At 62.7% G+C, this 25,018-nt stretch carries 31 protein-coding genes; 14 read left to right on the top strand and 17 right to left on the bottom strand.

Translation table 11 applies throughout. The features are described from left to right. Positions 1-164 precede the first annotated feature (164 nt). On the top strand, positions 165-605 hold the full coding sequence (locus EN943_RS04530) for a hypothetical protein (protein ID WP_127411688.1): 441 nt from the start codon (positions 165-167) through the stop codon (positions 603-605). 4 nt (positions 606-609) lie between these two features. Here EN943_RS04530 and EN943_RS04535 read toward each other — a convergent pair whose 3' ends face one another. Together EN943_RS04535 and EN943_RS04545 are read right to left on the bottom strand one after the other, a co-directional pair. Next, positions 610-2,232, bottom strand: coding sequence for an ABC-F family ATP-binding cassette domain-containing protein (locus EN943_RS04535; RefSeq protein WP_127411689.1), 1,623 nt, complete (start codon positions 2,230-2,232; stop codon positions 610-612). Positions 2,233-2,569: 337 nt separating this feature from the next. Next, entirely contained in the window at positions 2,570-3,283 is a 714-nt protein-coding gene (locus EN943_RS04545; RefSeq protein ID WP_127411691.1) for an outer membrane protein, read from the bottom strand. Positions 3,284-3,536: 253 nt separating this feature from the next. On the opposite strand from EN943_RS04545, the gene EN943_RS04550 reads away from it, so the two are divergent. Further along, the gene (locus EN943_RS04550) at positions 3,537-3,848 is read left to right on the top strand and encodes a hypothetical protein (RefSeq protein WP_164778073.1); all 312 of its coding nucleotides are present in this window, start codon (positions 3,537-3,539) and stop codon (positions 3,846-3,848) included. Positions 3,849-3,937: 89 nt separating this feature from the next. Here the strand turns inward: EN943_RS04550 and EN943_RS04555 are convergent, their stop codons facing one another. After that, positions 3,938-5,071 (bottom strand): transporter substrate-binding domain-containing protein, encoded by a 1,134-nt coding sequence (locus tag EN943_RS04555; RefSeq protein ID WP_245475582.1) that lies wholly within the window; start codon positions 5,069-5,071, stop codon positions 3,938-3,940. Positions 5,072-5,314: 243 nt separating this feature from the next. Next, the gene (locus EN943_RS04560) at positions 5,315-5,914 is read right to left on the bottom strand and encodes a YdeI/OmpD-associated family protein (protein ID WP_127411692.1); all 600 of its coding nucleotides are present in this window, start codon (positions 5,912-5,914) and stop codon (positions 5,315-5,317) included. Positions 5,915-6,166: 252 nt separating this feature from the next. On the opposite strand from EN943_RS04560, the gene EN943_RS04565 reads away from it, so the two are divergent. Further along, a complete protein-coding gene (locus EN943_RS04565; protein WP_164778074.1) occupies positions 6,167-6,778 on the top strand; it encodes a hypothetical protein in 612 nt (203 codons plus the stop codon). Between the two features lie 21 nt (positions 6,779-6,799). On the opposite strand, the gene EN943_RS04570 is transcribed toward EN943_RS04565, so the two are convergent. After that, positions 6,800-7,273: a cupin domain-containing protein gene (locus EN943_RS04570; RefSeq protein ID WP_127411694.1), complete on the bottom strand. Its 474-nt coding sequence runs from the start codon at positions 7,271-7,273 to the stop codon at positions 6,800-6,802. A 65-nt stretch (positions 7,274-7,338) separates the two neighbouring features. On the opposite strand from EN943_RS04570, the gene EN943_RS04575 reads away from it, so the two are divergent. Both EN943_RS04575 and EN943_RS04580 read left to right on the top strand, forming a co-directional pair. Further along, positions 7,339-7,800, top strand: a complete 462-nt coding sequence (locus EN943_RS04575) for a MarR family winged helix-turn-helix transcriptional regulator (RefSeq protein WP_127411695.1) — start codon at positions 7,339-7,341, stop codon at positions 7,798-7,800. Between the two features lie 129 nt (positions 7,801-7,929). After that, positions 7,930-8,658, top strand: coding sequence for an SDR family oxidoreductase (locus EN943_RS04580; protein WP_127411696.1), 729 nt, complete (start codon positions 7,930-7,932; stop codon positions 8,656-8,658). A 16-nt stretch (positions 8,659-8,674) separates the two neighbouring features. Here the strand turns inward: EN943_RS04580 and EN943_RS04585 are convergent, their stop codons facing one another. Then, on the bottom strand, positions 8,675-9,649 hold the full coding sequence (locus EN943_RS04585) for a LysR family transcriptional regulator (protein WP_127411697.1): 975 nt from the start codon (positions 9,647-9,649) through the stop codon (positions 8,675-8,677). Positions 9,650-9,665: 16 nt separating this feature from the next. Beyond that, positions 9,666-10,571 carry a S1C family serine protease gene (locus EN943_RS04590; protein ID WP_127411698.1) on the bottom strand — a complete coding sequence of 302 codons (906 nt, stop codon included), beginning with the start codon at positions 10,569-10,571 and terminating at the stop codon, positions 9,666-9,668. 195 nt (positions 10,572-10,766) lie between these two features. Between EN943_RS04590 and yghU the strand changes: the two genes are divergently transcribed. Then, positions 10,767-11,633, top strand: a complete 867-nt coding sequence (yghU, locus tag EN943_RS04595; RefSeq protein ID WP_127411699.1) for a glutathione-dependent disulfide-bond oxidoreductase — start codon at positions 10,767-10,769, stop codon at positions 11,631-11,633. Positions 11,634-11,728: 95 nt separating this feature from the next. Here the strand turns inward: yghU and EN943_RS04600 are convergent, their stop codons facing one another. Beyond that, positions 11,729-12,031: a DUF1236 domain-containing protein gene (locus tag EN943_RS04600; protein WP_127411700.1), complete on the bottom strand. Its 303-nt coding sequence runs from the start codon at positions 12,029-12,031 to the stop codon at positions 11,729-11,731. A 118-nt stretch (positions 12,032-12,149) separates the two neighbouring features. On the opposite strand from EN943_RS04600, the gene EN943_RS04605 reads away from it, so the two are divergent. Then, entirely contained in the window at positions 12,150-12,425 is a 276-nt protein-coding gene (locus EN943_RS04605) for a hypothetical protein (RefSeq protein ID WP_127411701.1), read from the top strand. 159 nt (positions 12,426-12,584) lie between these two features. On the opposite strand, the gene EN943_RS04610 is transcribed toward EN943_RS04605, so the two are convergent. Next, complete coding sequence (locus EN943_RS04610) at positions 12,585-12,803, bottom strand: exopolysaccharide production repressor protein (protein WP_348630099.1); 219 nt, start codon at positions 12,801-12,803, stop codon at positions 12,585-12,587. A 306-nt stretch (positions 12,804-13,109) separates the two neighbouring features. Here EN943_RS04610 and EN943_RS04615 point away from each other — a divergent pair, with 306 nt between their 5' ends. From EN943_RS04615 to EN943_RS04635, 4 genes are all read left to right on the top strand, one after another. Further along, the gene (locus tag EN943_RS04615) at positions 13,110-13,397 is read left to right on the top strand and encodes a hypothetical protein (RefSeq protein ID WP_127411702.1); all 288 of its coding nucleotides are present in this window, start codon (positions 13,110-13,112) and stop codon (positions 13,395-13,397) included. Positions 13,398-13,724: 327 nt separating this feature from the next. Further along, complete coding sequence (locus EN943_RS04620; RefSeq protein ID WP_127411703.1) at positions 13,725-13,952, top strand: hypothetical protein; 228 nt, start codon at positions 13,725-13,727, stop codon at positions 13,950-13,952. Positions 13,953-14,932: 980 nt separating this feature from the next. Continuing rightward, a complete protein-coding gene (locus tag EN943_RS04630; protein WP_127411705.1) occupies positions 14,933-15,232 on the top strand; it encodes a DUF1236 domain-containing protein in 300 nt (99 codons plus the stop codon). Between the two features lie 77 nt (positions 15,233-15,309). Then, complete coding sequence (locus tag EN943_RS04635; RefSeq protein ID WP_127411706.1) at positions 15,310-15,549, top strand: hypothetical protein; 240 nt, start codon at positions 15,310-15,312, stop codon at positions 15,547-15,549. A 277-nt stretch (positions 15,550-15,826) separates the two neighbouring features. On the opposite strand, the gene EN943_RS04640 is transcribed toward EN943_RS04635, so the two are convergent. Next, a complete protein-coding gene (locus EN943_RS04640) occupies positions 15,827-16,378 on the bottom strand; it encodes an isochorismatase family protein (RefSeq protein WP_127411707.1) in 552 nt (183 codons plus the stop codon). A gap of 30 nt (positions 16,379-16,408) precedes the next feature. Next, positions 16,409-16,534: a hypothetical protein gene (locus EN943_RS38780; protein WP_281060841.1), complete on the bottom strand. Its 126-nt coding sequence runs from the start codon at positions 16,532-16,534 to the stop codon at positions 16,409-16,411. Between the two features lie 204 nt (positions 16,535-16,738). Between EN943_RS38780 and EN943_RS04650 the strand changes: the two genes are divergently transcribed. Beyond that, the gene (locus tag EN943_RS04650; RefSeq protein ID WP_127411708.1) at positions 16,739-16,828 is read left to right on the top strand and encodes a putative RiPP precursor; all 90 of its coding nucleotides are present in this window, start codon (positions 16,739-16,741) and stop codon (positions 16,826-16,828) included. Between the two features lie 210 nt (positions 16,829-17,038). Continuing rightward, positions 17,039-17,140 (top strand): putative RiPP precursor, encoded by a 102-nt coding sequence (locus tag EN943_RS04655; RefSeq protein ID WP_127411709.1) that lies wholly within the window; start codon positions 17,039-17,041, stop codon positions 17,138-17,140. Between the two features lie 55 nt (positions 17,141-17,195). On the opposite strand, the gene EN943_RS04660 is transcribed toward EN943_RS04655, so the two are convergent. Beyond that, positions 17,196-18,392 (bottom strand): hypothetical protein, encoded by a 1,197-nt coding sequence (locus tag EN943_RS04660; RefSeq protein WP_127411710.1) that lies wholly within the window; start codon positions 18,390-18,392, stop codon positions 17,196-17,198. Positions 18,393-18,430: 38 nt separating this feature from the next. Here EN943_RS04660 and EN943_RS04665 point away from each other — a divergent pair, with 38 nt between their 5' ends. Continuing rightward, positions 18,431-18,574 carry a hypothetical protein gene (locus tag EN943_RS04665; protein WP_127411711.1) on the top strand — a complete coding sequence of 48 codons (144 nt, stop codon included), beginning with the start codon at positions 18,431-18,433 and terminating at the stop codon, positions 18,572-18,574. A gap of 11 nt (positions 18,575-18,585) precedes the next feature. Here EN943_RS04665 and EN943_RS04670 read toward each other — a convergent pair whose 3' ends face one another. The 5 genes from EN943_RS04670 to ligD form a co-directional block, all read right to left on the bottom strand. Next, on the bottom strand, positions 18,586-19,356 hold the full coding sequence (locus tag EN943_RS04670) for an exodeoxyribonuclease III (protein WP_127411712.1): 771 nt from the start codon (positions 19,354-19,356) through the stop codon (positions 18,586-18,588). Positions 19,357-19,360: 4 nt separating this feature from the next. Next, a complete protein-coding gene (locus tag EN943_RS04675; protein WP_127411713.1) occupies positions 19,361-20,005 on the bottom strand; it encodes an alpha/beta fold hydrolase in 645 nt (214 codons plus the stop codon). Between the two features lie 209 nt (positions 20,006-20,214). Then, entirely contained in the window at positions 20,215-21,336 is a 1,122-nt protein-coding gene (locus EN943_RS04685; protein ID WP_127411715.1) for a tetratricopeptide repeat protein, read from the bottom strand. Beyond that, entirely contained in the window at positions 21,333-22,238 is a 906-nt protein-coding gene (locus EN943_RS04690; RefSeq protein WP_127411716.1) for a Ku protein, read from the bottom strand. The genes EN943_RS04685 and EN943_RS04690 overlap by 4 nt, the downstream gene beginning before the upstream one ends. A gap of 273 nt (positions 22,239-22,511) precedes the next feature. Continuing rightward, a complete protein-coding gene (gene ligD / locus EN943_RS04695; protein ID WP_127411717.1) occupies positions 22,512-24,995 on the bottom strand; it encodes a DNA ligase D in 2,484 nt (827 codons plus the stop codon). Positions 24,996-25,018 lie beyond the last annotated feature (23 nt).

Below are 25,018 nucleotides of genomic sequence, written 5' to 3' on the forward strand. Positions count from 1 at the left end.
CTCCGCAACCCCTCGCCCTCTCCCCGGCCTTCCCGCGGCCGGATTCGAACCCTGGAACAAATCACGGGGCCTGGAACCAAATCACGGGCGAGACTGTTCAGTTGTAACTTTGATCCCACGCTGACATCCGGCCGGCAAAGCGGCGACATTGAGGAGTTCTCACCATGAAGATTTCATCCGGATTTCGTTCCATCGCGGTTGCCGCCATCGCCACCGCGAGCATCGGCTTTGCCAGCGCCGCGCATGCCGACAGCGGCACGATCCGCTTCGCCGTCTACAAGGCGGCCTTCTTCGTCGGCGGCTCCGGAGGCGAAGGCACATTCACCTTCCATGGCCGCACCTACCCGATCTCGGTCGGCGCCGTCTCGGGCGGCCTCGCCTTCGGCGTTTCCAAGACCTATTTCCGAGGTACCGTGCGCCACATCAAACGCGCGCGGGATGTGACCGGGGTCTATGGCGCGGCGGGCGGCGGCGGCGCGCTTGGCAAAGGGGCTCAGGTGATCGTCATGACCAACGACAAGGGCGCCCGGCTCGAATTGACGGGCAGGCAGGTCGGCCTGCAGGTCAACGCCGACCTCAGTGGCATGAGCATCTCGCTGCGGTAAGGGCCTAGCTCCTCAATCCCGGCGCTTCCTGCCCGGTGCGCTCGACATATTCCGTATAGCCGCCGCCATAGGTGTGGATGCCTTCGGGCGTCAGTTCCAGCACGCGGTTGGAAAGTGCTGCCAGGAAATGCCGGTCGTGCGAGACGAACAGCATGGTGCCCTCGTACTGCGACAGTGCCGTGATCAGCATCTCCTTGGTGGCAATGTCGAGATGGTTGGTCGGCTCGTCCAGCACCAAAAGGTTGGGCGGGTCGAACAGCATCAGCGCCATCACCAGCCGCGCCTTCTCGCCGCCTGACAGCACGCGGCATTTCTTCTCGATCTCGTCGCCGGAAAAACCGAAGCAGCCGGCAAGTGCCCTGAGCGGCGCCTGGCCGGCCTGGGGGAACGCGTCCTCCAGTGTCTGAAACACGGTGCGCTCGCCTTCCAGCACCTCCATGGCGTGCTGGGCGAAATAACCCATCTTGACACTTGGGCCCCGCGCGACCGTGCCGGTGTCGGGCTCGGAAGCGCCGGCGACCAGCTTCAGAAGCGTCGATTTGCCGGCGCCGTTGACGCCCATGATGCACCAGCGCTCGCGGCGGCGGACCTGGAAGTCGAGCCCCTCATAGATTGTGCGGCTGCCATAGCCCTTGTGGACGTTCTTCAGCGTCACGACATCCTCGCCGCAGCGCGGCGCCGGCAGGAAATCGAAGGACACGGTCTGGCGGCGCTTCGGCGGCTCGACGCGGTCGATCTTGTCCAGCTTCTTCACCCGGCTCTGCACCTGTGCGGCGTGCGACGCCCGCGCCTTGAAGCGCTCGATGAAGGCGATCTCCTTGGCCAACATCGCCTGCTGGCGCTCGAACTGTGCCTGCTGCTGCTTGTCGGCGATCGCCCGCTGCTGCTGGTAGAATTCGTAGTTTCCGGAGTAAGCGGTCAGCGAACCGGCGTCGATCTCGACCACCTTGTTGACGATGCGGTTCATGAACTCGCGATCGTGCGAGGTCATCAGCAGCGCGCCGTCATAGCCCTTCAGGAAGGATTCCAGCCAGATCAGGCTTTCCAGGTCGAGATGGTTCGATGGCTCATCGAGCAGCATGGCGTCGGGCCGCATCAGCAGGATGCGGGCCAGCGCCACGCGCATCTTCCAGCCGCCGGACAGCTTTCCGACATCGCCGTCCATCATCTCCTGCGAAAAGCCGAGACCGTCCAGCACTTCTCGGGCGCGGCCATCCAGCGCATAACCGTCGAGTTCCTCGAAGCGGTGCTGCGCCTCGCCATATTTTTCGATGATCTCGTCCATCTGGTCGGCCTGCTCGGGATCGGCCATGGCCGCCTCGAGGGCTGCCATTTCGGCCGCGACTTCGCTGACAGGACCGGCGCCGTTCATCACTTCGGCCACAGCGCTGTGGCCTTCCATGTCGCCGACATCCTGGCTGAAATAGCCGATGGTGACGCCGCGATCGACCTGCACCTGGCCTTCGTCGGGCTGCTCCTGGCCGGTGATCATGCGAAACAGCGTCGTCTTGCCGGCGCCGTTCGGCCCGACGAGGCCGACCTTCTCGCCCTTCTGCAGGGACGCCGACGCTTCGATGAAGACAAGCTGACGGCCGTTCTGCTTGCTGATGCTTTCAAGTCTGATCATGCGGTGTCCGGGGAATATGCTTGCGTGAAAGGATTTGCCCGGCGCCTTACGCGAAGGATGGCTGCAAAGGAAGAGGCGCAAGCGCCGCAGCGCTCACCCTCCCCCTTGTGGGGAGGGTCGACGAACCGGCGTTGCGCAGCAACGCCGGTGAGACGGGGTGGGGAGCAGCGCTGAGACGGGATGGGGGCGCTAGACAAAACGAGGCGCGGGAGCCCCCGGCCACCACCTTCCATCCCACATATGAGAGAGATCTAAGCCAGATCTGGCGCCGACATCATGATGAACGGGCAGAGCCGGCTCGCGCTGGCGCGAGCCGGCTCTTTTCAAAGGGTTCTGTTCAGAACCGGTAATTCAGCCCGACGAGCACCTGCTGCACAGTGAGTTTCGTCGAAACGACGTCAGGCACACCAACGGCCGTCGGCCCCAAGTTATAGCTCACATCGTGCTTGCCGAAATCCATGTAATTGTATTCGCCGAATACCGACCAGTTGCTGGCGAATTTCCACTCGGCGCCGACACCGACGGTCCAGCCCAGCCGGTCATAGTCAGCGCTTTCCGACAGGAAGGACGAGCCGTAGACGGCGCTATCCACATGAGCCCAGGCGCCACCGGCCTTGACGTAACCCAGCACTGCCGGATCAAAGAGATAACCTGCCCGGCCGGTAACCGTGAAGAGATCCTTGACCTTGTCTTCCAGATCGAAGGCCGGGAAAGCGGTAAGGGCGTGACTGCTCTTGATGTCGCCGAAATCGAACATGCCCTGGACGCCGAATACCCAACGATCCATCTGATAGTCACAGCCGAGCTGCGCGCCGCCAATGAAACCGCTGCCGCTGCCGGATCCATAATCGTTGTTCACGATCGTACCGTCGACCTTGCCAACCTGCGTCTGATCGACATGAGACCAGCCGCCACCGACATTGCCGCCGATATAACAGCCTGTCCAGGATGCGACCGGCGCTTCGGCCATCGGGGCCAATGCATCGGCTGCCCAAGCCGATGAGCCACCAAGCGTGAAGACCGCAAAAGACGTAAGCAACAAGCTTTTCATGTGAATGCCCCCATTCAGCGAATTCACCAATACGTGGCAATATACTCCGCCTGCCTACTTTAGATGTACCAAATAGGCCACAGATAGCGGAATTGCACCGCAAGCGCCAAAGCAAGCGGCGTATCTCCCCCCAGACACACGCCGGAAACAACATTCAACACTCCAGAAAAACTCGCGAAAACATCGCCTGCCATAACCACCCTCGCGGCGGCCAAGCGGCCTGCGGCACAACGCGAAGAAAATGGTCCCGAAAATGCAACGACGTTCGACCGGATGGATCGGTGCCCTCGCAGGCATTTCGCTCGCCATGCTTGCGGCCGTACAATCGGGTGCGGAAGCAGCGGTCACCCGGAGCGAATATTGCAGCCAGCTCGGCCTGCAGCTCGACGGGGCTATCCAGACGAAGGCCACCCCAGGCACCCGCGCAAGCCAGATCGCCGAAGCCACCGCGCTTCAGGACAAGGCGAACCGGTTTTGTGCCGAGCGCAAACAGGCCCAAGGCATCAGAACCTACGCCAACGCCCTGAAACTCCTTGGCGTGACACCGGTCGACCTGAACCAGTGACAGCAACCAATCCTTGAAAGACAGGCCACCTCTCTCGCAGAGCGAGGGCGGGTTTTCCAGCGCATCGCACCGCGGAAGTTCCTGCCGGACTACTTCTCGCCCAGATACTGGAAGACGGCCTGCTTCCACCAATCGCTTTCGATGGTCTGCAGGAGGGCGACATCGAGAGACTTGCGCAACGGGCTGCCGAGCGGCAGCGCCATGGCATATTGCTGCTGGTCGAAGGTCGCGTCGAGAACCTGCAGGCTCGTCGCGTAGTTCTGCCCGACCAGCCAGCCAAGCAGCGGCTTGTCGTGCACCAGCGCATCGATCTTGCCGGCACGCAGCGCATCGAGGCCTTCCTTGACCGAGGCAAAGTCCTGATGACGAATCTTCGTCGAATCCAGATAGGACGCAGTCGGCGAACCCTGCACCGCGCCGACCCTGACCGCGGCGAGATCGCTTTCGCCCTGCACCATTCCTTCCATCTGCGTCACCGTCAGCACCGATGTGACGCCCGCGGTGAACACCGCGATCGCAATGATCGATCCCATCATCCAGAGCGCGGCCAGCACGCGCCCCGGCACGGTTCGCGGGCCGAAATCACCGGTGCTAGCCTGCGTCGCGGCGATGGTCGACCACCACATGCTGGAAAACAGTCCCTTGGCTACGCTGCCGCCGAAATCGTCATTGTGCCGACGTTCGAACATCCAGATCAGGACGCCGACCACCACCGATATGATGACCAGCGCCAGCACCGCCTGCAGGAAGCCGAACGATGTCAGGGCATGCAGCACCGGCCGCCATGACGGCTGGTTGTTGAGCGGCGTCGCGATACCGAGCCCGGTCGTGAAGAAGGGCTGCGTGAAGTCGACGGCCTTTTCGCGGTCGGCCGTGACCGTGATCGCGGCCATCGCCGCATCGAACCTGCCGCTAACGACACCATCGATCTGGTCCTGCACGGCAGGCACTTCGACATAGCGGAAGCGAAGGTTGAGCCGCCCGGCCATTTTCTGCCAGAGGTCGATGCTCAATCCCGACCAACTGCCGTCCTGCAGCTTGAACGCAAAAGGCGGCGCCTGCTTGATCCCGACCGAGATCTCTTTTGCCGGCGAGGCCGAGGGGGAAGCCAGGTCGGGAGAAATCTGATCTGGCGAAGTCTGGGCAAGCGTGGCGCCGGCTCCGACACACGCGACGATGACAATGAGACCCAGCGCCATCGTCCACGAAGCAACTCTTCTCAACAGCAACGACTCCCAGCGACCAGTCCGCCGCTCGGTCGTCGCGGCTTTCGAAGGGTAACCGCCGTGCCCTCCGTCGTCCACCGGCGATGTCGTTGCTGAAGAGGCCGCGCCACGGGCCGACCACCGAATTGCACAAAAACAAGCAGTTGGAACAATTTCACGATTCAGATCCTGAAGCGCTTCGCGCAACGCCCGATCCCGTGACGACAGGCTTGCCGTACCGAAGACGAATTCGCGCCAACCTCACTTCTTGCCTTGCGGATGGATCGTCTCGCCACGCTTCAGCATTGCCACAAACGCCTCGATCTTCTTCTTGCGCCCGGCCTCGGTCTTCATGTTGTGGGTGCGGAAGGCGAGCGCGAAGCGGTTTTGCGCGCTGAGTTTTTCAAGCATGGCCTTGGCAGCGGGTTCGGCGTCTATGGCTGCTTGCAAATCATCGGGAATTTTCATCTCCTTGCCGCTGCCATAGGCGCGCGCCCAGCGCCCGTCGGCCTTGGCCGCCTCGACCTGTTTGAGCCCATGCTCGGTCATGCGGCCCTCCTCGACCAGCCGCGCCACATTGTCGATGTTGATCAGGCTCCAGATACTCTTCCTGCCGCGCGGCGTGTAGCGCTGCAGGAAGCTCTTGTCGTCCAACCCCTTGCGCACGGCGTCGATCCAGCCGAAGCACAGCACGACGTCGATGGCTTGCTTGGGGGTGATCGACTTCAGTCCGGACCCTACCTTGTGAATCTTGATCCACACTTCGGTTTCCGTGGCGTGGTGCTTGCCGAGCCACGCGTAGAAACTGGCAGGATCCGGAAACTCGTGCACCTTGTCGGGATCGACCCTGACCGGCGCCATCAGTCGGCCTGTCCATTCGGTGTCGCTCGCGCCATCATAGTTCCCTCTCTGTCATCCCTGGCATTGCCCATCGTCATCGACCAGAATGGCACGAGTCGCTGTCAGTTTCCGGCAGCAAACTTGGCAGGCGCGTACGGCGTTCCTTCGCGCCCTCGACCTGAACATTTTTCTCCCGGCCCCGCTGTATAAAATCTCGGAATACCTGCCATGCTCTTGCTCGGGCACGCCATCTCGCTCCCTGGGGAATACGCCATGAAATCTCTGTTGCTCGCGCTTGCGTTTTTGCTACCCACAATGGCACTCGCCGAGCCGATCGAGACCCGGAAGATCATCACGGCTGTGACCGGCGACTTCAACGGCGATAGCGCCGTCGATCTTGCCATGGTGGTAGAGACTGAGCCCGGCCATCCGATGGACGTCCATTTCTTCCTCCGGGACAAGGAGCACAATTACCTCAAACCCGTCGAGATCGTGCGCGGGCAGATCCGCGGCGAATGGAACGGCTACGACCGCCCGGGTTACAACAACTCCGACACCGAGCCGGAACTGACGATGCTGCCCAACGGCTCGATCAAATTCTACCAGCCAGCGATGCCGGTCGGCAGCGAACGGACCGACATGACGCTGACCATCGCCTGGCGCAATGATGCCTTCGTCGTCGCCGGCTTCGCCTATGACCACTATGACTATTTGAAGGACAATGCCGAAAGCGCCTGCGAGTACAATGTCCTGACCGGCAAAGGCACCAGCAGCGAAAAGCAGCCGGACGGCAGCACCAAGCACAAGACCGTCTCGGTCGAAGGCCACACCATCGCCTTCAAGGACTGGAACCCGGGTACCACCTTCAGCGCTTGCGGCGAGTGACCGGCGCCTCTTCGACCGACTTCAGCTTGGCGGCGGCGCTGCAGGCGTCAGCCCGTGGCGGCGCATGATGTCCATCATCCCAGCCTTGTCCGGCGGACCGCCGGCTGCGGCGTTGAGCAAGCCGAAAGCCTCGCGGAAATAGTCCGGACCGATCGCCGCCGGTGTGATGACGCACAGCGCCTTCGCATCCGCGCTGCCATTGTTGTCGAAGCGATGGACTGCGCCACGCGGAATGCACAGCGCCTCTCCGGGTCCGACCTCGATCGGCTTGCCGTCGACGGTCCAGGTCAGCACCCCGTCAATGCCATAGATCGTCTCTTCATAGTGGTCGTGGCTGTGGGCCGGCGCCGGCAGGCGCTGCGCGCCTGGCACCATCAGCTCGAAGGCAGCAACGCTGCCATTCGAATTGTCGCCCGTCACCAGGAAGCGAACCGACAGACCCGTGGTGCCGATGATTTCATTGGCTGGATTGACCTGAAGATTCATGACTGACATTGCGCAAACCCCTCCGGTAAATTACATTTACTAGCTATCAGTAAACTCAATTTACCGGATCGTCAATGGCCGCCTCAGCGGAAGTTCTGCAGACCAAGACCGAGAACCTGCTGATCGGCGCCCTGCTGCGCGTGCCGGCACAAGCGATCCAGCGGCGGCTGATCAAGGAGCTCAACGCCGCCGGTTTCGACGAATTGCGCCTGCCGCACATGGCGGTGTTGCAGTTTCCCGGACCGGACGGCGCGCGGCCCGGCACCATCGCCGAGCGTGCCGGCATGAGCAAACAGGCCATCAACCAGCTGCTCAGCAGTCTCGAAGGATACGGCTATCTGGTCCGCTCCGACATTCCTGGCGACGGCGGTGCGCGCGTCGTGCGGTCCACGGAACGCGGCCATGCCGCGTTCTGGAAAATGGTCGATATCCTGCGCGACATCGAGGAGGAATGGCGCATCGAACTTGGGCCGGAGCGCTTTGCCCAGCTGAAAGCTTTGCTGTTCGTCGTCTGGGAAAGTCCGCTGGTGCGCTGAGCCAGAGACGGCGCTCGTCCGCCCTGCTCCATCCGCCTTTCCGATGGCACTATCGGTTTCTTCCGTTTCCTTCTGTCGCGCCGAACTGCCAATTCCTGCCCTTGTCCATCCAAGCAAAGGCAGAGCGAAATGAGCATTTCAAATCAGAAAATCCTGATCGTCGGCGGCGGTTCCGGCATGGGTCTGGCACTGGCCAGGCGCTGCGTCGAGGCCGGCGCCGAGGTGATCATCGCCGGCCGCGGCGAGAACCGGCTGCGGCAGGCGCGCGAGGCGCTTGGCAATCCCGCCGGGCTGGAGACGGCCGTCGTCGACATCACCCGCGAAGACCAGGTCGCGGCTCTGTTCGCAGGGATCGGCGACGTCAATCACATCGTCAGCACCGCAGCCGACATCGAAGGCGCCTACCAGCTGCTGCCGGCGCTTGACCTGAAGGCGGCGCAAAAGGTGGTTGAGAGCAAGCTCTACGGTCCGCTGCTGCTTGCCAAGCACGGCGCACCGCGGCTGGCGGTGACCGGCTCGATGACCTTCGTTTCCGGCATTGCCGCCTACCGACCGGCCGCGCGCGGCTCTGTCGTTGCCGCTGTCAACGCAGCGCTCGAAGGCCTCGTGCGGGCGCTGGCGGTCGAGTTGGCGCCGATCCGCGTCAATGCCGTGTCACCCGGCTGGGTCGACACCACGATCTGGACGCAGGTGGCCGGCGATCGCAAGAACGAGACCTTGGCCGCGATGGCCGAGCGGCTGCCGGTCGGGCGGATCGGCCAACCCGAGGACATCGCCGACGCCATCGCCTTCCTGATCGGCAATGGCTTTACCACGGGAACGACGCTGCATGTCGAAGGCGGCCACCGGTTGATCTAGACCGCCGCTGTCTCCGTCAGGAGTTGTTTGCAAACAAGGCTTTGGAGCGGTTCGCCGATTCAAGTCCTGAACCAGCCCTGTCGGGCGACGCAACCGGCACCAGCGTGTCGCGCGCGGCAGTGAGAAATTGCTTGAGCGCCGGCGGCTGGACGCGGCGGCGGCGCCAGATCATCGCCAGCGGCGCCGTCAGCGCTTGGCCGGGCCATGGCATTTCGACGAGATCGCCATGCGCCAGCGCATCGCCGACGGCAAGGCGCGGAACGAGGCCCAGCCCCGCACCGGCCGCCACCAGCCGCGCAATGGCGCCGATGCTGCCAACCTCGGCCGCAAGTTTTGGCGCGGCAACGCCCGCCTCGGCAAAGGACGTGTCGAACATGTGCCGGTAGATGCATCCGGGCTCCGTCGCCACGAAGGAGAGCGTGGCAAGGGCGGCCAGGTCATGCCTTGCGCTGCCCTGCCCCGCAGCGGCGACCAGCACCAGCGGTTCGGCTGCTATCGTGCGGCTGGCGAAGCGTTCATCGGCGGCGTTCTTCGCGAAATCACGGCGGTCGAAGCAGAACGCGACATCGATCTCGCCATCCTCCAACTGACGCAGCAGCACGCCGCTGCCCGCCACCTTCATCCGCACAATGATGTCGGGATGGCCGGCCTGGAACCCAGGCAGCCAAGGCGCCAGCCTGGCCGACGCGATCGTCTCCAGCGCGCCGATCGTCAGCTGCCCGCTTGTCGAACCCGCCGCCGCCTGCACGGCCGCGCGCGCCTCGCCATCGAGCCGCAACAAATCCTCGGCGATCGGCTTCAGCGCCAGCCCCGCCGGCGTCAGCTCGAGACCGGACTTCGCGCGCGAGAACAGGGGAGCGCCAAGCTCCGTCTCGAGCGCCAGAATTTGGTCGCTGACGCTCGATTGCGCGAGATGGACCACTTCTGCGGCACGCGTGATGTTGCGGCTCCGCGCCACCGCCAGGAAGGTTTTGAGCAGCCTTGGATGCATCGCGTGGTTGACGCGCCTACTGCAGCTGCGGCTTTTTCAGAAAGCTGCCGCGGTCGGCCGATTTGACGCGCAGCCAGGTTTCGCGGCCGTCGCGCAGCACCCGCATCGGGATCTCGGCACCGGCCGAGCCGCTCTCCCACAGCTTGCGATAGAAATCAGCCAGCCCATCGACAGCGCCGTCGCGGATGTCCGAGATGATGTCGCCCTGGCGCAGGCCAGCCTTGGCCGCCGGACCGCCTTCGGTCACGCTCATCACCACCACTCTGCCATCGCTTTCGGCCGACAGCGCGCCGAGCCATGGCCGCGGCGGCTTGGCCACCTGGCCGCGTGTCAGGAGGTCGTCGAGAATGGGCGGCAACAGATCGATCGGCACCACCATGTTGATGTCGGCCACCTCGCCGTTGCGGCTCATCTGCAGGCGCAGGGAACCGATGCCGAGCAGCGAGCCGTCGGCGCCGAACAGCCCCGCACCGCCCCAGGACGGATGCGCCGGCGCAATGAAGATCGCCTCGTCGAGCAGATATTCCCAATAGCCGGCGAATTCTTGCTTGGTGACGATCCTGGCCTGCACCGACTGGCCGATACCGTCGGCCAGCACCACGGCGTCGCCGATCCTCGCCTTGCCGGCATCGCCCAGCGCCACCGCCGGCAGGCCGAGCGGCGCCAGCGCCTGCACCAGGCCGAAGCCCGATTCCTGGTCATAGGCGAGCGCGTGCGCGGGGATGACGCGGCCGTCATGGCTGGTCAGCCAGACCTCTTCCGCTTCGGTGATGAGATAGCCGATGGTCAGCACCAGCCCGTCATTGCGAATGACGACGCCGCTGCCTTCCCTGAGCGTGCCGAGCGCCCCGGCCGTAAAGGCATCTTCGGGAACAGTGGCCCGCACGGCAACGACCGAGCGCGGATTGGGATTGATGCTCATGCTTTTGTCCTGGGTGGGCTTTGGCGACATCTTCTATAGGTATGCCACGCAGGAGAAGGCGCAAGGGTAAGGAAGAGCCCAATTGCCGATGTCGGCCCTGCGGGCATCGATTATAGTTCAACGCAAGTTGAACTTACACATCCGCAGCCCTAGTTTATGGCGACCCGCCATCCTTCCCCGACACGAGGCCACGAAATGACCGACTACACACCGCCGAAAGTATGGACCTGGAACAAGCCGAGCGGCGGAGCCTTTGCCAGCATCAACCGGCCGATCGCCGGGCCGACGCATGACAAGGAACTGCCCGTCGGCGAGCATCCGCTGCAGCTCTATTCGCTGGCGACGCCGAACGGCGTCAAGGTCACCGTCATGCTGGAAGAGCTTCTGGCGCGCGGCCACAAGGGTGCCGAATACGATGCCTGGCTGATCCGGATCAACGATGGCGACCAGTTCGGCAGCGGCTTCGTCGAGGTCAATCCAAACTCCAAGATTCCGGCCCTGATGGACCGCAGTGGCGCCACACCGGTGCGCATCTTCGAATCCGGCTCGATCCTAGTCTATCTCGCCGAAAAATTCGGCGAATTCCTTCCGACCGAACAGCCGGCCCGCGCGGAGGTGCTGTCCTGGCTGTTCTGGCAGATGGGCTCGGCGCCGTATCTGGGCGGCGGCTTCGGCCACTTTTATGCCTATGCGCCGGAAAAATTCGAATACGCCATCGATCGCTTCTCGATGGAGGTGAAACGCCAGATGGATGTGCTCGACCGCCGGCTGGCCGAGACTGAATATCTCGGCGGCAAGGACTATTCCATCGCCGACATGGCAGTGTGGCCATGGTACGGCGGGCTGGCACTCGGCCGCATGTACAATGATTCCGCCGAGTTCCTGTCGGTGCAGGAGTACAAGCATGTGCAGCGTTGGGCCAAGGCGATCGACGCCCGCCCGGCGGTCAAGCGCGGCCGCATGGTCAACCGCGCTTTCGGCGAGCCTGCCATGCAACTGCATGAACGCCACGACGCCGGCGATTTCGAGACGAAGACGCAGGACCGGCTGGCGGCCGAATAGGCCATCACGGGTAGCGGCAGAGGAAACCCGCCACCGACGCGACGTCGGGGCGGGTTTTTCCCAAGGTCGGGAACGCCCTTAGTTCGGGAACGCCCTTAGTGCAAGACTTCGACGATCTGGCGGGTCTCGGGATCGACCAGGACAGTCTGGTCGTTGATCACCGCGACGCGATATTTGACGTCGGGCACTTCACGCAGTTCGACAGTGTCCGGCACCGAGGAGCCGAGCTTGAGCTCGACTCCCAGAAGGTTCACCGAGGCAAGCGGTTCCCTCTTGATGTATTCGCGAACGACCGTCTCCTGCTCCGGCTGGACGACGACGACGTTTTCCGCCAGCGCCGCACCAATGCCACCCATCAGGACGACGGCGGCCGCCGCACTCGTAAGATGAAGTTTCATGACCATTCTCCTGGTGATAACTGAATTCCGCCCTCCATAAAAACTCCATCGCTGCCATGCGGTTCCATCACCACTTCAGAATTGAAGATGTTACGATTTCGGTCCGGATATTAATTTGTTGCTGATCAAACGCTCGGCAGACAGCGTTGAAAAGCTTGAAAATTCGCACAAATATGTGGGGATATTTAGGGGTGAAGAATTCTATCTGCAGCCGGATTGGCGAGCAATCGGCCCCGCATCCCTCCGTCTGGACGGTGTGAACGGCTTCGGCACGAAAAAGGCTCGCCCCGCCGGGAGCAGAGCGAACCATGACAGTATCGATGGAGGTGGCAACCTCATCGGTACTGCCAGAGAACGCGAAGCATCAGCACTTGTTCCAAGCCTGGCGGCCTGAGCACGATGCGAAGCCGGTCGCGCATGCATCATGTTCCCATGATGGCTGTGCCGAATCTCCAGCAGGGATATGCTCAGACGGCGCCGTGTCTCAGTGACCAAACACCTTGGACAGCTTGGTATAGAAACGCCATTCCTGATCGGTCCCGGTTATCCGGTCTCAAAGCTGGACACCGTCGCGATGCAGTGGCGGGAAGGCGTCTACCGGATCCTGGCTCGGCGCGATATCGTGTGCGCGCCTGAAGATCAGCCTCACGATCAGGACGAAGTAGCCGACCTGCAGGACAAGCAGCGTTGCTATCGTCCAGGCAAATGCCTCCCAGAAGGATCCGGTGGCCATATAGGTCCAGGCCGCGACGATGATGGCCGTGGCTGACATTCCTACGAGAAACTGTCCAAAATACATGGTTTCCAAAACCGTCGAAACCGCGGCGGCTCCGATCAGTCCCTGCCTCATTCCTGCGGATAACATTTCATTATTTTAGCAACTTCGCAAGTAAGAGACCGATCGCCGCTACGGCTCTCCATTGCGCGGGGACTTGGCAACGGTGGCGATCCGGCGGGCTGGGCTGACGCGCCAGCCGTCGACAATCCAGAAGCACGCCCGCTCTTTGCACTTCGAGCACGGAACAAACACCGACACGCCGAGTTTCGCCTCCAGTTTTCTCAGGGAAAGGAGGCCAGCATGGCACCGCGCAACAAACCAGGCGCCGACATCGAAGATGACGCACCGCAGGCGGATGGGCCTACCATCGAGCAGCAGGATTGGGATGCGATCAAGGGCGGCGAGATCCTGCCAGAGTCCGTGCTGGAAAACGGCGACATACGCTACGGCATCGAAAAAGACGGCGATCTGCCCGACGAGGACGACGATATCGCGTACCAGGACAGCGACGACGCCCTCCCCGATGATGAGGAAGAAGCCGCAATCACGCGCGATCAGACCCGCGAGGGCCGATTCGACGAGACGTGAGCCGTTCGTCGGCCGAGACTGTTGTTGAACTTGCCAAAGCCACATTTTCCCTGCCCGGTTCGCGGGCAAATCTGGTTGGCCGGCTAAGTTTTCCGCCTAGGCACTATATCAGATTTACCTAAAATAGCGGAACATCCAAGGGACATTATCGGAACTGAACAAGGCCCCTTGGACTTTTGCGCACGCCAGATAAGACCTTGGTCCTACAGGAAAAAGCAAAAGCCCGAAGTGACCGATTGAGCCTTCCAACGAGGGAACATCGGGCCTTGCTTGTCGTTTCTCGCGAACACTCGGCACAGCCGGGTGCCATGCCTGGAGAATAGCGCGATGCCTTACCGATCCACCATCATCAAGACAGGCTATGGCCCAGGCACGGCGATCGCCGTGCTCATGGTTGGATTGACGGTGGTGGGCATCGTGTTCCTCATTCTCGGCAGTTCGCTTTACTTCAGCGAGCAGCCTGCGGATCAACGGGCCTTGTCTTCGCCGCCCGCTCGATCGATACACGCTGCCGATAGCAAAGCGGCAACTGAACGAGCAACTGCTGAGCGATAGCGAGATTGCCGCCGCGCGGGCTCTCCAGGCTCCTCGAGGAAGAACCGCCATTGCCGCTGTTTGCAGCACTGCAGCCTCGGCAAACAGCCTTCGGCTCGGCAGCCGCAGGAAAGATGCGGATGCCGAGCCGATCGCACTGATCAAATCGCTAGGACGTGCAGGCTAGCTGCTAAAATCGAAGGATGACCGAAGGACCGCGTCTGCGATAGCACCGGACGCGACGGCGACCATGCCGCCAATAACTGCGGCAGACCCGTCTCCAACGCCGCCCGTGCCGGCGCCGGCGCCAGCCCCGATCCCGATCCCAACCCCGGTCCCAGTTCCGATCCCACCTTCGATGATCGACCGGCTGCACCTCCGCATGTCCACCTTCGTCGTCGAAGGCCTCTGTTTGTGATGCCTCGATTTCATCGAGAATCGTTTCCGGCGCCTGGAACACCGGCCGCTGCCTCGATCGGGCGAATTGCCCCTGCAAGGGCCGCTGCCCCGGCAATGCCAAACATCGCTGTCAAGAAGGATCGCCGATCCATAGTAACCTCCCAACATTTCATAAGCTGAACATAGCGCTTGCTTGCCGAATGAGCAGGCCCGCGCATGGTGAAAATAGAGGATTCGCCAGCCGCCGAAGCGGCTTGCGAATCCTATCAGCGCAGGAAGGGACGTTGCTGCGCCGATCGACGAGATGTCAGCCAAGGACTATCCCCATCACCAGAAAGGTGACGGCTGTCGCGAAAATCGGTGCGAGCAACCAGCGCGCTTGGCCAACACTTTTGTCCATCTGTCTCTCCGAATTCCGGGAGACAAACAGCCGTGAACAGAGAGCCGTTCCCGTCGGTAAGACCAATGCGGTCGCGGACCAGACTTAAGTCGCACATCTTATCCGACCGAAGCCCCAGCGGAGGAACATTTTCATTTGGCTCAAGTTCAGTTGCCGTCAGCGTTGGACAATCTTGTCATGCTGACTCGCAAGGAGAAACGGTATGAAAATGCACCTAACGGGCGCCGCAGCGGCGCTATTGCTGTTGGCCGGAGTCGGGGCCGTTGCCGCTCAGGACGTTGTCATTCAGCCTGAACAGGACACGGTCATCCGCGAGTATGTGAAGAAGCAGCCCCTCGCTTCGGTCAAGGTTCCCGGTGTGGAACTGAATATTGGCAGCGCGTTGCCGGACACGGTCGAGCTTCATGAGATCCCCGATGTCAAATACCGCTACGTAGTCGTCGACAACCGCACCGTCCTTGTGGATCCCAGCACCCGCAAGATCGTCAAGGTATACGACTGAATTTCGAACTGTTCCAAACCCGCCGCCAACCATGGCGGCGGGTTGCCCATGTCAGTTTCCAATCAGGACGAGTGAAGATGACAAGCAAAGCTGTGACATCCCCTGCCTTGGGCGTTCGCCTGGCCGATCTCCAAGCCAGGATGCGCGATGCGCGGGTGACGGATGCCGAAATGAAAACCTTTCAAAAGGTCGCGGCCATCATGGAAGATCGTCACGGCCGGATCGATGGCGACGACCTGATTGCGGCGTCGTTCCTCGCCGATCCGGTGCAGACCGGCAAACGCCCTGAGCGACATGCCGACAACCAGCAGACTTGATTCCCGTACCGGGAAAGCGCGCCGAAAGTCTCAGCCGAATCTGCACTTTTTCTCCGGCCTATTCCGCTTTCGCGGAAGTTTCGAGCAGCCTGCAATGTGCAATGTTGCTAATGCGGCGGTACGAGCCGCCCTGGTTGACGCGGGCGCCCGAGCCATCCCAACAATGCGCCCCCCCGTCCGCGTCGACCACGGCAGCCGCCCGGCGCTGTCTTTCCTCGCGAACTCCTCAAGCCGGCGTGCCTGATAGTGCAACCAGCGGCGACGTTCATCACAGGCTTCAGCCGCCGACAAGCGCCTTTGTGGTCACCAGATTGACGCCGGCCTCGGCGAATTCGCCATTGTGCCTGATGATGACCTGCTCGGCACTCTCACTGGCATTGTCCAGCGTGCTGTGCGCATCGGACACCACGGTCACGCCGAGCCCTCTGGCGATCGCGCCCTTGACCGTCGCGGCCACGCAGAAATCGGTCTGTGCACCCAAGAGCACGACAGCACCCGCACCCTGCCCGGCAACCCAGTCACCGAAGGCAGGATTGCTGAAAGCATCGCGCACGGATTTGGCAAAGGTCGGCTCGTCCGCCGCTTGGCCAAGTGCGGGCCACACCGGCCAGCCCGGTTCATCCGGTGCCAACGGATCGCCTTCGGGTCCGTCATGCCTGATAAAAGCGACCTTGCGCCCGCCGCGCCGCGCCCAGTCGATCACCGCCTTGGTGCGCTCGACAATATCAGGCGCATCATGGATCGGCGGTTCGTGCACCCCGTCGAACATACCGGTCTGGAGATCGATGACGATGAGCGGCGCGTTGTCTGGGAGGCTGGATGCTGGCATGAGCCTTACATAGCACGGCGGACAAGGTGATCAAGATTTCGCCCACTCCGGCGCACCGGCAAACAGCACCACGCCGTCGCCGCCGGTGGACGGCCAGTCTCGGATGGTGCGATCGTTGCCGCCGGTCGGCACCGTGCCGTCGGCGGCGAGGGCCACCGCATAGATCGCGCCGGGTCCGGCTGTCGAATAGCGCCCGATTGCCGGTGTCCCTGTCCCACAGCCGCGCCGTTCGGTCGAGTGAGCCGGAGACCAGGCGCTGGCCGCCAGCCGATAGCGCCAGGAAGCCCGCTGTCGGCGCCCGGCTTGGTTGACACATGTCGCGCATCTGCCATTCTCGCCTAGCGATGAGGAGAGATCACGATGAAGAAGACTTACGCGAAGCCGACCTTCGTCAAGAAGGGCAAGCTTTCAGCCGTCACGGCAAACGGCTCGACCAGCGCCACGCTTTAATCGCACTTGGGCGGAGATGCGCCTGGCGCTGAAGCAATTCCAGGAAAACATCGAAGGTTTCGATCCGGAATCGCGCAAAATAAAGAATTGGAGGGCGGGCACCTTGCCGCTCCTCCTTGGATTTATTGCAGTTTTACCGATTTCAGCCCGCGTGGTTGACAGTTAGCCGCAGTCTGGCATCATCGGATCGGGATTTTAGGAGAGTCTGATATGAAAAAGATCTATGCGAAGCCAGTTTTCTTGAAAAAGGGCCGACTGTCGGCGGTCACAGCGTCAAACGGCGCCTCTATTATTATTAACGGCGCCGCGTAAACGTAACCTGATTGAAGCGGAGCGAAATTTCGCCCCGCTTTGGCGTACCCAAATCTCAGCGCGTCAGGACCAAATCGTCCACGACCATTTGCCAATAGTGTTTCGTCGACAGGCGAACACGCGTTACAGCTTTGAGCATCGGGGCGTAGTGCAACGGCGCGAGCGCCGACAGCGTGATCTGATCGCTTGAGATCAGTTGCTCGCCAAGCCAGCTTTCGATCAGCGCCACCTCCCCTTCCGACGCCAGCCAGGCGGCGCTCAGCATGACCGAGTGAAAGCCGAACGGCCGTTCGCGGCTGAATTCGGCCGGCAGCCCGCTGCTGGTGTAGAGCACATAGTCACCGGAGACATTGCCATTGACATAGCCCTGGCTGTCCTTGGTGTAGTCGCGCGCCATCGCATTCAGGTTGCGCCACGCCAATCCGGCATGACCGGCCGGAATTTTCCTGAAGGGGCGCGACGTCACATCGTCGAAACCGATCGTTTGGAGAGCGGCATCAGTGGCGATGCCGGCGCGTTGCGGCGACAGCAGGCCGAGATCCGCCGAGTAGGGCGACAGCGTCAGCCGCCGCTCCAGGCCGCCGCCACTGACGCTGACCGTGTCGGCTTCTTCAGCCAGGTCGAAGCTGAAGACGGCGCCCGGCGCCAGTGCCCGGTTCTCCAGGACGTGCCCATTCCCCGACACGGAGAGGGTCGCGGGGCCATCGCCGGCAACGCGCCCACTGACGCGGCGCGGCGGTGCCAGACCGACCGGCAGCAGCATTTCCTGCGATACCATCCCGGCCGGCGAACCCGGCAGCGGCTGGAAGGGTCGGGACTGAATGTCATTTTCGCTTTTCGCCTGCCAGCCGGGCGGCACCGAAACCACAAAGCGCCAGTTGCCCGGCTTGCGGATCACGGCCTTTCTGCTTTTCACCGACATGGGGAAATTGGCAAAGCCGGCATTGTTGGTACGCGCGGACGCGGCGAGCTTGCCGGCTTCGTCATACAGCCGCACCATGATCCCGGCCATCGGCCGGTCTCCGGCGCCGTATTTGCCGTCGCGATCGACATCGAAATAGACGAAGGACGAGTAATTGAGCATACCCCCGCGGGCGTTCCAATCGGTACGGACGGCATAGTCGGCAGCTGGATTGGTCTGCCGCCGTCCCTTCCGACGGCTGCGCTTCCGCCACAGCCGCCAGGACACGACAGCAGCCGCAAGCACCACAATGGCGGCGGACAGTATCTCGACAGCGCCCAAGTCAGGCATGGAGCCTCGATTCACAAATCTCGTGGGGGATTGCGTTCATGGGCGATCCGGCTGCGTTGGAATACTTTGCCGACAGCTTATTGCACGTCGGCCAAAAACGAACCAGGATTTGGGACAGCGACATGCATCAAGACAAAAGACTTAAAGCGCGTTGCATGGATCCGTTCAAGCGCGACGCATGAAAGCAGTCGCCCTACTTCAATTCCACCCACACCGGCGCATGGTCGCTGGCACCGTCCTCGCCGCGCACGTCGCGGTCGATCCCGGCGGCGGTCAGGCGGCGTGCCGCTTTCTTCGACAGCAGGATGTGATCGAGCCGGAGGCCCGCATCGCGCGGCCAGCGGTTGCGGCGATAGTCCCAGAATGTGTAAAGCGTTTCCTTCGGATGCTTCTTGCGCAGGGCATCAAGCCAACCCTGGTCGAGCAGGCGCTGGAACGAAGCCCGGCTTTCCGGCTGCACCAGCGCGTTGTCGTCATAGGAGCGGGTGGCGTAGATATCGCGCGGCTCGGGCACGACGTTGTAGTCGCCGGCCAGCACCACCGGCAGGCCGGTGTCGAGCAACTGTTCGGCATGCGCCTCCAGCCGCGCATGCCATGCGAGCTTGTAGGCGAATTTCGGGCCGGGCTGGGGATTGCCGTTCGGCGCATAGAGGCAAGCGATGATAATGCCATTCACCGCCGCCTCGATGTAGCGGCTCTGCCTGTCGGCCTCGTCGCCGGGCAAGGCATCGCGGGTCAGCACTGGCTCGGCACCCCGCGCCAGAATGGCGACGCCGTTCCAGGTCGGCTCGCCCTTCCACACCGCGCCATAGCCGGCCGCCGCCAATGCCGAGCGCGGAAACTGCATGTCGCGTGCCTTCAGCTCCTGCAGGCACACGACATCGGGCTTTGCCACAGCCAGCCATGCCAGCAGGTTTTCAAGCCGGCTGTTGATGTTGTTGATGTTGAAGGAGGCGATCTTCATCGCTTCAGGAGGCGATCCGACCCGACCACGCCTTCACCGTCTCGGCCAGCGTCTTCAGATGGTCGGCGGTCGAAAATCCCGAAATGCTCTTGCGTGGCTTGAGATCATGGTCGCCATCTTCCAGCCAGATAATTTCGATACTGTCCGACAGCCCATAGCCGGCCACCTCGTCCCTGGTGCCGAACTCGTCGCGGGTGCCCTGGAAGATCAGCGTCGGCGTCTTCAGATCGGCGAGGTGTTTGGTGCGCAATTGCTCGGGCTTGGCCGGCGGATGGAAGGGATAGCCGAGGCAGACCAGCCCTGAAATCTCGCCCTTGGCAAACATCTCGTCGGCAACCATCGAGGCGACGCGTCCGCCCATCGACTTGCCGCCGATGACGAGCGGGCCGGTCACGCCCTTCGCCCTGAGGTCGGCTATCGCCTTGATATATTCCGGATTTACCGTCTCGGCCCGCGGCGGTGGCTTGCGGTGGCCGTAGCGGCGCGCGGCCATGTAGTGGAATTCAAAGCGCGCAACCTGTAAGCCGGCCGCGGCCAGCGCCTTGGCGGTGGCGGTCATCGACGCCGAGTCCATCGGCGCGCCGGCGCCGTGGGCGAGCAGGATGGTGATGGGGGCGGTGTCGTGGCCATCGAAGAGGAAGGTGGTCATAGGGCGGTCTCGCTGGAGAGGTCGAGTTCCGTCACACCCCCCTCTGTCCTGCCGGACATCTCCCCCGCAAGGGGGGAGATTGCGCGCTCAACCGCTTTCGCCAATCTCCCACTTTGCAAGAAGGAGCGGGACGCCCAAGCTTCCGATCTCCCCCCTTGCGGGGGAGATGGCCGGCAGGCCAGAGGGGGGTGTTCAAGCGCCAGCATCCCTCACTCCGCCGTCCGCGCCAACTGCAAATCCACGAACTGCACCCCCTTAGTCGCCACCCGCGCCCATTCCGAATCCGCATCGAGCTCGAGATACCGCACCCACAACCGCCGCGCCTCCAGCAGATTGCCGGCGTCGAACTCCAGCCTCGCCAGGTTGAACACCGGATCGGCATAGCTCTTGTCGAGCGCAATCGCCTTCTGCAGGTGCCTTCGCGCCGAAGCTTCGCGGCCTTGCTCGCTCATCAGCCCGGCGAGGTTGAACCAGGCCTCGACGAAGGCCGGGTCGAGTTTTATCGCGCTGATATAGGCATGCGCGGCGTCCGCCGCGTGGCCGCCGGCGCGTAGGCAGTTGGCACGGTTGAAGGCGGCTATCGCATCGCTCGGGTCGATGGCCAGGCAGCGCTGGTAGAGCGCGGCAGCACCTTCATGGTCGCCGCCCTCCTCCGCTGCTTCCGCCTCAGCGAACAGCTCTTCCAGCGTGTCGTCGCCCTCTGCCCCGGCTGTTCCGAGATCGAAGAGCAACTGCCCGTCGAGTTCGCTCTGACCGCCCTCGAGATAGATCGCGTCGGCGCGCCCATGCTGCGAGCCGACGTTGAGCGACTTGGCGGTCAGCGACGCCACCGGGCCGGAGCGGTGGACGGAGCGCGCGATCGCCCCCCATGTCGCGCCGCCGGCGATGAGCCCGGCATATTTGCGCGCCAGGATCAAGTCGCGGAAGGAATAGGGTTCTGCGTCATGCTCGAACGCATCGAACAGCGACAAAAGATCGAGGTCGGCGCCAGATAGCCGCGATTGCTCGATCAGCGATTGCCGCGAGAGCGAAGACGCCTCCGGCGCCTTCATCAGCCCGAGAAGGCGCAGGAAACCATTCTCGCTGAGGAGCTTGTGCCCGGCCGCGCGCTCGGCGGCGACACGGCGCTCGATATCGGCGTCGCCGTTCCTGGAAAGCCTGGCCTTGGCGAGCAGAGCGCGGCCGAAGACAACATGCGTGGTGCGCCTGGTGATGCCGCGCCGCAGCTGACCGTGCTGACGCTCGGCCTCACGCGCCGCCAGCCTGAGTGGAAACGCCGCCAGCGCGCCGATGGTACCGAAGACAGCCCCCGGGACCGCTTGTGCCGTCATTTCTTGCTCTTGCCGACCGCCTTCAGCAGATTGGCCTTCAGCGGATTTTCAGCAGCACCACCCCCTGCCACCTTCTTCGCGGCGGGTTTGGCGACCTCGTCGGCCTTGCTCTTCGACTTGGCCGGCGGCTTCGGTTGCGACAGGCTCGCCTTGAGCGCATCCATCAGGTTGATGACATTGCCGCGCTCGGGGGCTGCCGCGATGATCGGCTTGTGGCCTTTCAGCTTCTCGCGGATCATCGTCATGAGTGCCGCCTCGTAGCGGTCCTCATAGTTCTTCGGATCGAAGGTGGTTTCCTTCTGCTTGATCAGCGCCTCGGCGAGCTGCAGCATTTCGGGGTCGGGCTTGCCGGCCGGGATGTTGCCGAAATATTCAGCCGTCCCGCGGACTTCGTTCGGGTTCCTCAAGGTGCACACGAACATGCCGTTCTCGCGCGCACCGATCGTCACCACGCGCTCGCGGCTGGACAGCACCAGGCGGGCGATCGCCAGCTTGCCGGATTTGCGCATCGCTTCGCGCAGCACGGCGAAGGTCTCTTCCGCCATCGCGCCGTCGGGCGCCATGTAATAGGGCGCATCCTGATAGATGACATCGACCTCGTCCTCGTCGACGAAGGCCTCGATGTTCATCGTGTGATTGGATTCGATGCGCACCGCATCGAGATCGGCATCATCGATGATGATGTACTGCTTGTCCTCGTATTCGTAACCCTTGACCAGATCAGCACGCTCGACGAGCCCTAGTTCGGGGTCGACCGGCTTCATGTTGATGCGGTTATGGGTCTTCTTATGCAGCTGGTTGAAGCTGATGCGCTCGCTGGCGCTGGTGGCGGGATATAGCCGCACCGGACAGCTGACGAGGCTGAGTTTGAGGTAACCTTTCCAACTTGCCCTGGGCGCCATGAAACACTCCTACGCGGCCATGCACTGACATTTTAGCTTGAGCATGATCTTATCCGAAAACCGGTTCCCACTTTTCGGGATCATGCTCTCTGCAGCGCTTTTCGTCCGAAGGACGATTGGCGACGCGCAAATCCTACACCGACCCCACACGATACAGGCAAATCCCTGACGAAATCTTTTAGGGCGCCTGAGGGGTCGCAGGCTAAGGATAATTCAAATTGTATGAAGCGTCGATGGACTTGGATTCCTCGCCCCCGAGTGGAGGCGAGGAACCTAGTTCTTCAAGGTCGGCAAATCCCGCGCGAACTCGTCGATCTCGGCCCATGGATCGCCCGACGTCGCCAGCAGCCCCGGCAGGGAGGAATAGTTCAGATCCTGCGGCGCATCGATGGATTCCAGATCGCTCCAGCTCACCGGGGTCGAGGCCGGCAGATTGGTGCGGGCGCGCAGCGAGTAAGGAGCTGCGGAGGTGTGGCCGCGCGCATTGCGGTGATAATCGATGAAGATGCGCTTCTTGCGGTTGTCCTTGCCCATGGTGGTGGTGAAAGTATCAGGCGCCGTTGTCGCCAGATGCGTGGCTATCGCGCTGGTCGCCTGGTGCAGTTTCTTCCAGTTCTGCTTGCCCGTCACCGGCACGGTGATGTGGATGCCGCTGCCACCGGAGGTCTTGGCGAACGGCACCAGCCCCAGGCGCTCCAATTCGCCCTTGATGTGCACGGCAGCCTCGACCACCTCGCGCCAGGCGATCCCTTCTCCCGGATCGAGGTCGAGGACGATCTGGTCGGGTCTGTCGAGGCTGGTGCGGTGGGTGCCCCAGGTGTGGAACTCGACGACGCCGAACTGCGCCAGCGCCAGATACCCTTTCGCGCCTTCGACCGAGAGATAGGATTTGGTCTCGCCCTCGGAATTCGTCGCCTCGAACGTCACCACCGAGGGCGGCATGCCGGTGAAGGCGTGGCGCTGGAAGAAGCAGTCCTTCGGCAGGCCGGTCGGGCAGCGCACCAGCGACACCGGCCGGCCGAGAATGTGCGGCAGCATGAAATCGCCGACCAGCGCGTAATAGACCGCGATGTCGAGCTTGGTCGGGCCGGTCTTGCCGAACAACCGGCGCGTCGGGTTGGTCACCCAGATGGTGGCAAGGTCGGCCTCGGCGATCAGCCGCTTGCGCTTGGACGAAACCGGAGTCGACAGGCCGACATCCCTCAAACCGCGGAAGACGCCGTGGCGCAGTGCATTGTCCGAGGTGCGGTTAGCGTAATGGATGCGCGCCGACAGCAGCGGCCGCACCCAGTTCATCTCGCGCATGATTTCGCGCGGGACACCCTCGGGCGCGGTGGCGCCTTCCCGCAACGGCTCCAGCCTGGCGAGCAATTCACCGACGGTGGCGGCATCGAAACCGGTGCCGACTTTGCCGCGATAATGCAATTCACCACCCTCGAACTCTGCCATGCCGAGCGCCGCCAACCCTTCGGCCGCATCGGAAATGGTGAAGCCGGCGATGACGAAGTCGCCCGACTGCAGCGCCTTGGTCTTGGTCCAGCTTTTGCTTCGGCCGCTCTGATAGACGGCCGTGGCGCGCTTTGAGACGACACCCTCCAGCCCAAGTTCCGACGCCTGGTCGTAGAGCCCCTGCCCCGAGCCCTCGACATGGTCGGAGAACTGGATGGCGGAATTGGCGCCGAGGCCCGACAGCATCTGCGCCAGCAGCGCCTTGCGCCGGACCAGCGGCGCCTTGGTCAGGTCCCAGCCGTCGAGATGGAGAAGATCGAAGGCGTAAAAATGGAGCTTGCTGCCGGCGCCCTCGGCCAGCGCATCCTGCAGCAGCGCGAAGCGGCTGATGCCCTTGGCGTCAAGCACGACGATCTCGCCATCGATGATGGCATCGCGGCACGGCAGCTTCGCGAAGGCATGCGGCAGGTCGCCATAGCGCTTCGTCCAGTCGATGCCGCCACGGGTGATCAGCTTGACCGCGCCGTCAGTGAGATGCGCCATGGTGCGGTAACCGTCGAATTTGATCTCATGCAGCCAGACTTCCCTCGTGTCCTCGCCATCCGGTGGTTTTGGCACCTGCGTCGCCAGTTGCGGCTCGATACGGGCAAGCATGAGGGCCTTGAATGCGCCCGGCAGTGTGCCGGGCTTCAGCGATCCCTGTCTGAGCGCGGGTCTGGCGGCGGGCTTTGCCGGCGCCGCCAGCTCCTCGATGCGCAATCCGGATTTGACGCTTTCCGGCCGCGCCGTGAGGATGTCAAGCGCGGTGTCGGCGGCGAGGTCACGCTCCTTGAAGAGCAGCCAGTTCTTCTTGTTTTCGTCTTCGCCGGGTTTCGGCTTCAGCCGGGTCAGCATCCAGCCGCCATTGAGCTTGTCGCCGGCCAGCCGGAACTTGAAGGCGCCGGTGCGCAAGCTCTTTTCGACATCGTCCATCGGCGCCCAGGTGCCAGTGTCCCAGACGATCATCGGCCCGCCGCCATACTCGCCCTCGGGAATGACGCCCTCGAAGTCGATATATTCGAGCGGATGATCCTCGGTCTCGACCGCCAGCCTTTTGTCGGCCGGATTGAGCGAAGGCCCGCGCGGCACCGCCCAGCTCTTCAAGACATCGCCGACCTGCAGTCGCAGATCATAATGGTCTGCGGTGGCGTGGTGCTTGTGCACGACGAAGCGGTTGCCGTCGCTGCTGACGAGCCCGCCAGCCGGTTCCGGCGTCTTGGCGAATTCGCGTCTGGCGCGATAGGCTTTGAGCTTTGGTGGAGTGGTCATGGCAAAGATCGGAGCGCGGAGGC

This window comes from Mesorhizobium sp. M7A.F.Ca.US.006.01.1.1, from assembly GCF_003997935.1.
GTDB lineage: Bacteria > Pseudomonadota > Alphaproteobacteria > Rhizobiales > Rhizobiaceae > Mesorhizobium.

Coding starts and splice junctions, on each gene's coding strand:
- EN943_RS04530 (WP_127411688.1), top strand. CDS start 165: ATGAAGATTTCATCCGGATTTCGTTCCATCGCGGTTGCCGCCATCGCC.
- EN943_RS04535 (WP_127411689.1), bottom strand. CDS start 2,232: ATGATCAGACTTGAAAGCATCAGCAAGCAGAACGGCCGTCAGCTTGTC.
- EN943_RS04545 (WP_127411691.1), bottom strand. CDS start 3,283: ATGAAAAGCTTGTTGCTTACGTCTTTTGCGGTCTTCACGCTTGGTGGC.
- EN943_RS04550 (WP_164778073.1), top strand. CDS start 3,537: ATGCAACGACGTTCGACCGGATGGATCGGTGCCCTCGCAGGCATTTCG.
- EN943_RS04560 (WP_127411692.1), bottom strand. CDS start 5,914: ATGGCGCCGGTCAGGGTCGATCCCGACAAGGTGCACGAGTTTCCGGAT.
- EN943_RS04565 (WP_164778074.1), top strand. CDS start 6,167: ATGAAATCTCTGTTGCTCGCGCTTGCGTTTTTGCTACCCACAATGGCA.
- EN943_RS04570 (WP_127411694.1), bottom strand. CDS start 7,273: ATGTCAGTCATGAATCTTCAGGTCAATCCAGCCAATGAAATCATCGGC.
- EN943_RS04575 (WP_127411695.1), top strand. CDS start 7,339: ATGGCCGCCTCAGCGGAAGTTCTGCAGACCAAGACCGAGAACCTGCTG.
- EN943_RS04580 (WP_127411696.1), top strand. CDS start 7,930: ATGAGCATTTCAAATCAGAAAATCCTGATCGTCGGCGGCGGTTCCGGC.
- EN943_RS04585 (WP_127411697.1), bottom strand. CDS start 9,649: ATGCATCCAAGGCTGCTCAAAACCTTCCTGGCGGTGGCGCGGAGCCGC.
- EN943_RS04590 (WP_127411698.1), bottom strand. CDS start 10,571: ATGAGCATCAATCCCAATCCGCGCTCGGTCGTTGCCGTGCGGGCCACT.
- yghU (WP_127411699.1), top strand. CDS start 10,767: ATGACCGACTACACACCGCCGAAAGTATGGACCTGGAACAAGCCGAGC.
- EN943_RS04600 (WP_127411700.1), bottom strand. CDS start 12,031: ATGAAACTTCATCTTACGAGTGCGGCGGCCGCCGTCGTCCTGATGGGT.
- EN943_RS04610 (WP_348630099.1), bottom strand. CDS start 12,803: ATGTCAGCCACGGCCATCATCGTCGCGGCCTGGACCTATATGGCCACC.
- EN943_RS04615 (WP_127411702.1), top strand. CDS start 13,110: ATGGCACCGCGCAACAAACCAGGCGCCGACATCGAAGATGACGCACCG.
- EN943_RS04620 (WP_127411703.1), top strand. CDS start 13,725: ATGCCTTACCGATCCACCATCATCAAGACAGGCTATGGCCCAGGCACG.
- EN943_RS04630 (WP_127411705.1), top strand. CDS start 14,933: ATGAAAATGCACCTAACGGGCGCCGCAGCGGCGCTATTGCTGTTGGCC.
- EN943_RS04635 (WP_127411706.1), top strand. CDS start 15,310: ATGACAAGCAAAGCTGTGACATCCCCTGCCTTGGGCGTTCGCCTGGCC.
- EN943_RS04640 (WP_127411707.1), bottom strand. CDS start 16,378: ATGCCAGCATCCAGCCTCCCAGACAACGCGCCGCTCATCGTCATCGAT.
- EN943_RS04650 (WP_127411708.1), top strand. CDS start 16,739: ATGAAGAAGACTTACGCGAAGCCGACCTTCGTCAAGAAGGGCAAGCTT.
- EN943_RS04655 (WP_127411709.1), top strand. CDS start 17,039: ATGAAAAAGATCTATGCGAAGCCAGTTTTCTTGAAAAAGGGCCGACTG.
- EN943_RS04660 (WP_127411710.1), bottom strand. CDS start 18,392: ATGCCTGACTTGGGCGCTGTCGAGATACTGTCCGCCGCCATTGTGGTG.
- EN943_RS04665 (WP_127411711.1), top strand. CDS start 18,431: ATGGGCGATCCGGCTGCGTTGGAATACTTTGCCGACAGCTTATTGCAC.
- EN943_RS04670 (WP_127411712.1), bottom strand. CDS start 19,356: ATGAAGATCGCCTCCTTCAACATCAACAACATCAACAGCCGGCTTGAA.
- EN943_RS04675 (WP_127411713.1), bottom strand. CDS start 20,005: ATGACCACCTTCCTCTTCGATGGCCACGACACCGCCCCCATCACCATC.
- EN943_RS04685 (WP_127411715.1), bottom strand. CDS start 21,336: ATGACGGCACAAGCGGTCCCGGGGGCTGTCTTCGGTACCATCGGCGCG.
- EN943_RS04690 (WP_127411716.1), bottom strand. CDS start 22,238: ATGGCGCCCAGGGCAAGTTGGAAAGGTTACCTCAAACTCAGCCTCGTC.
- ligD (WP_127411717.1), bottom strand. CDS start 24,995: ATGACCACTCCACCAAAGCTCAAAGCCTATCGCGCCAGACGCGAATTC.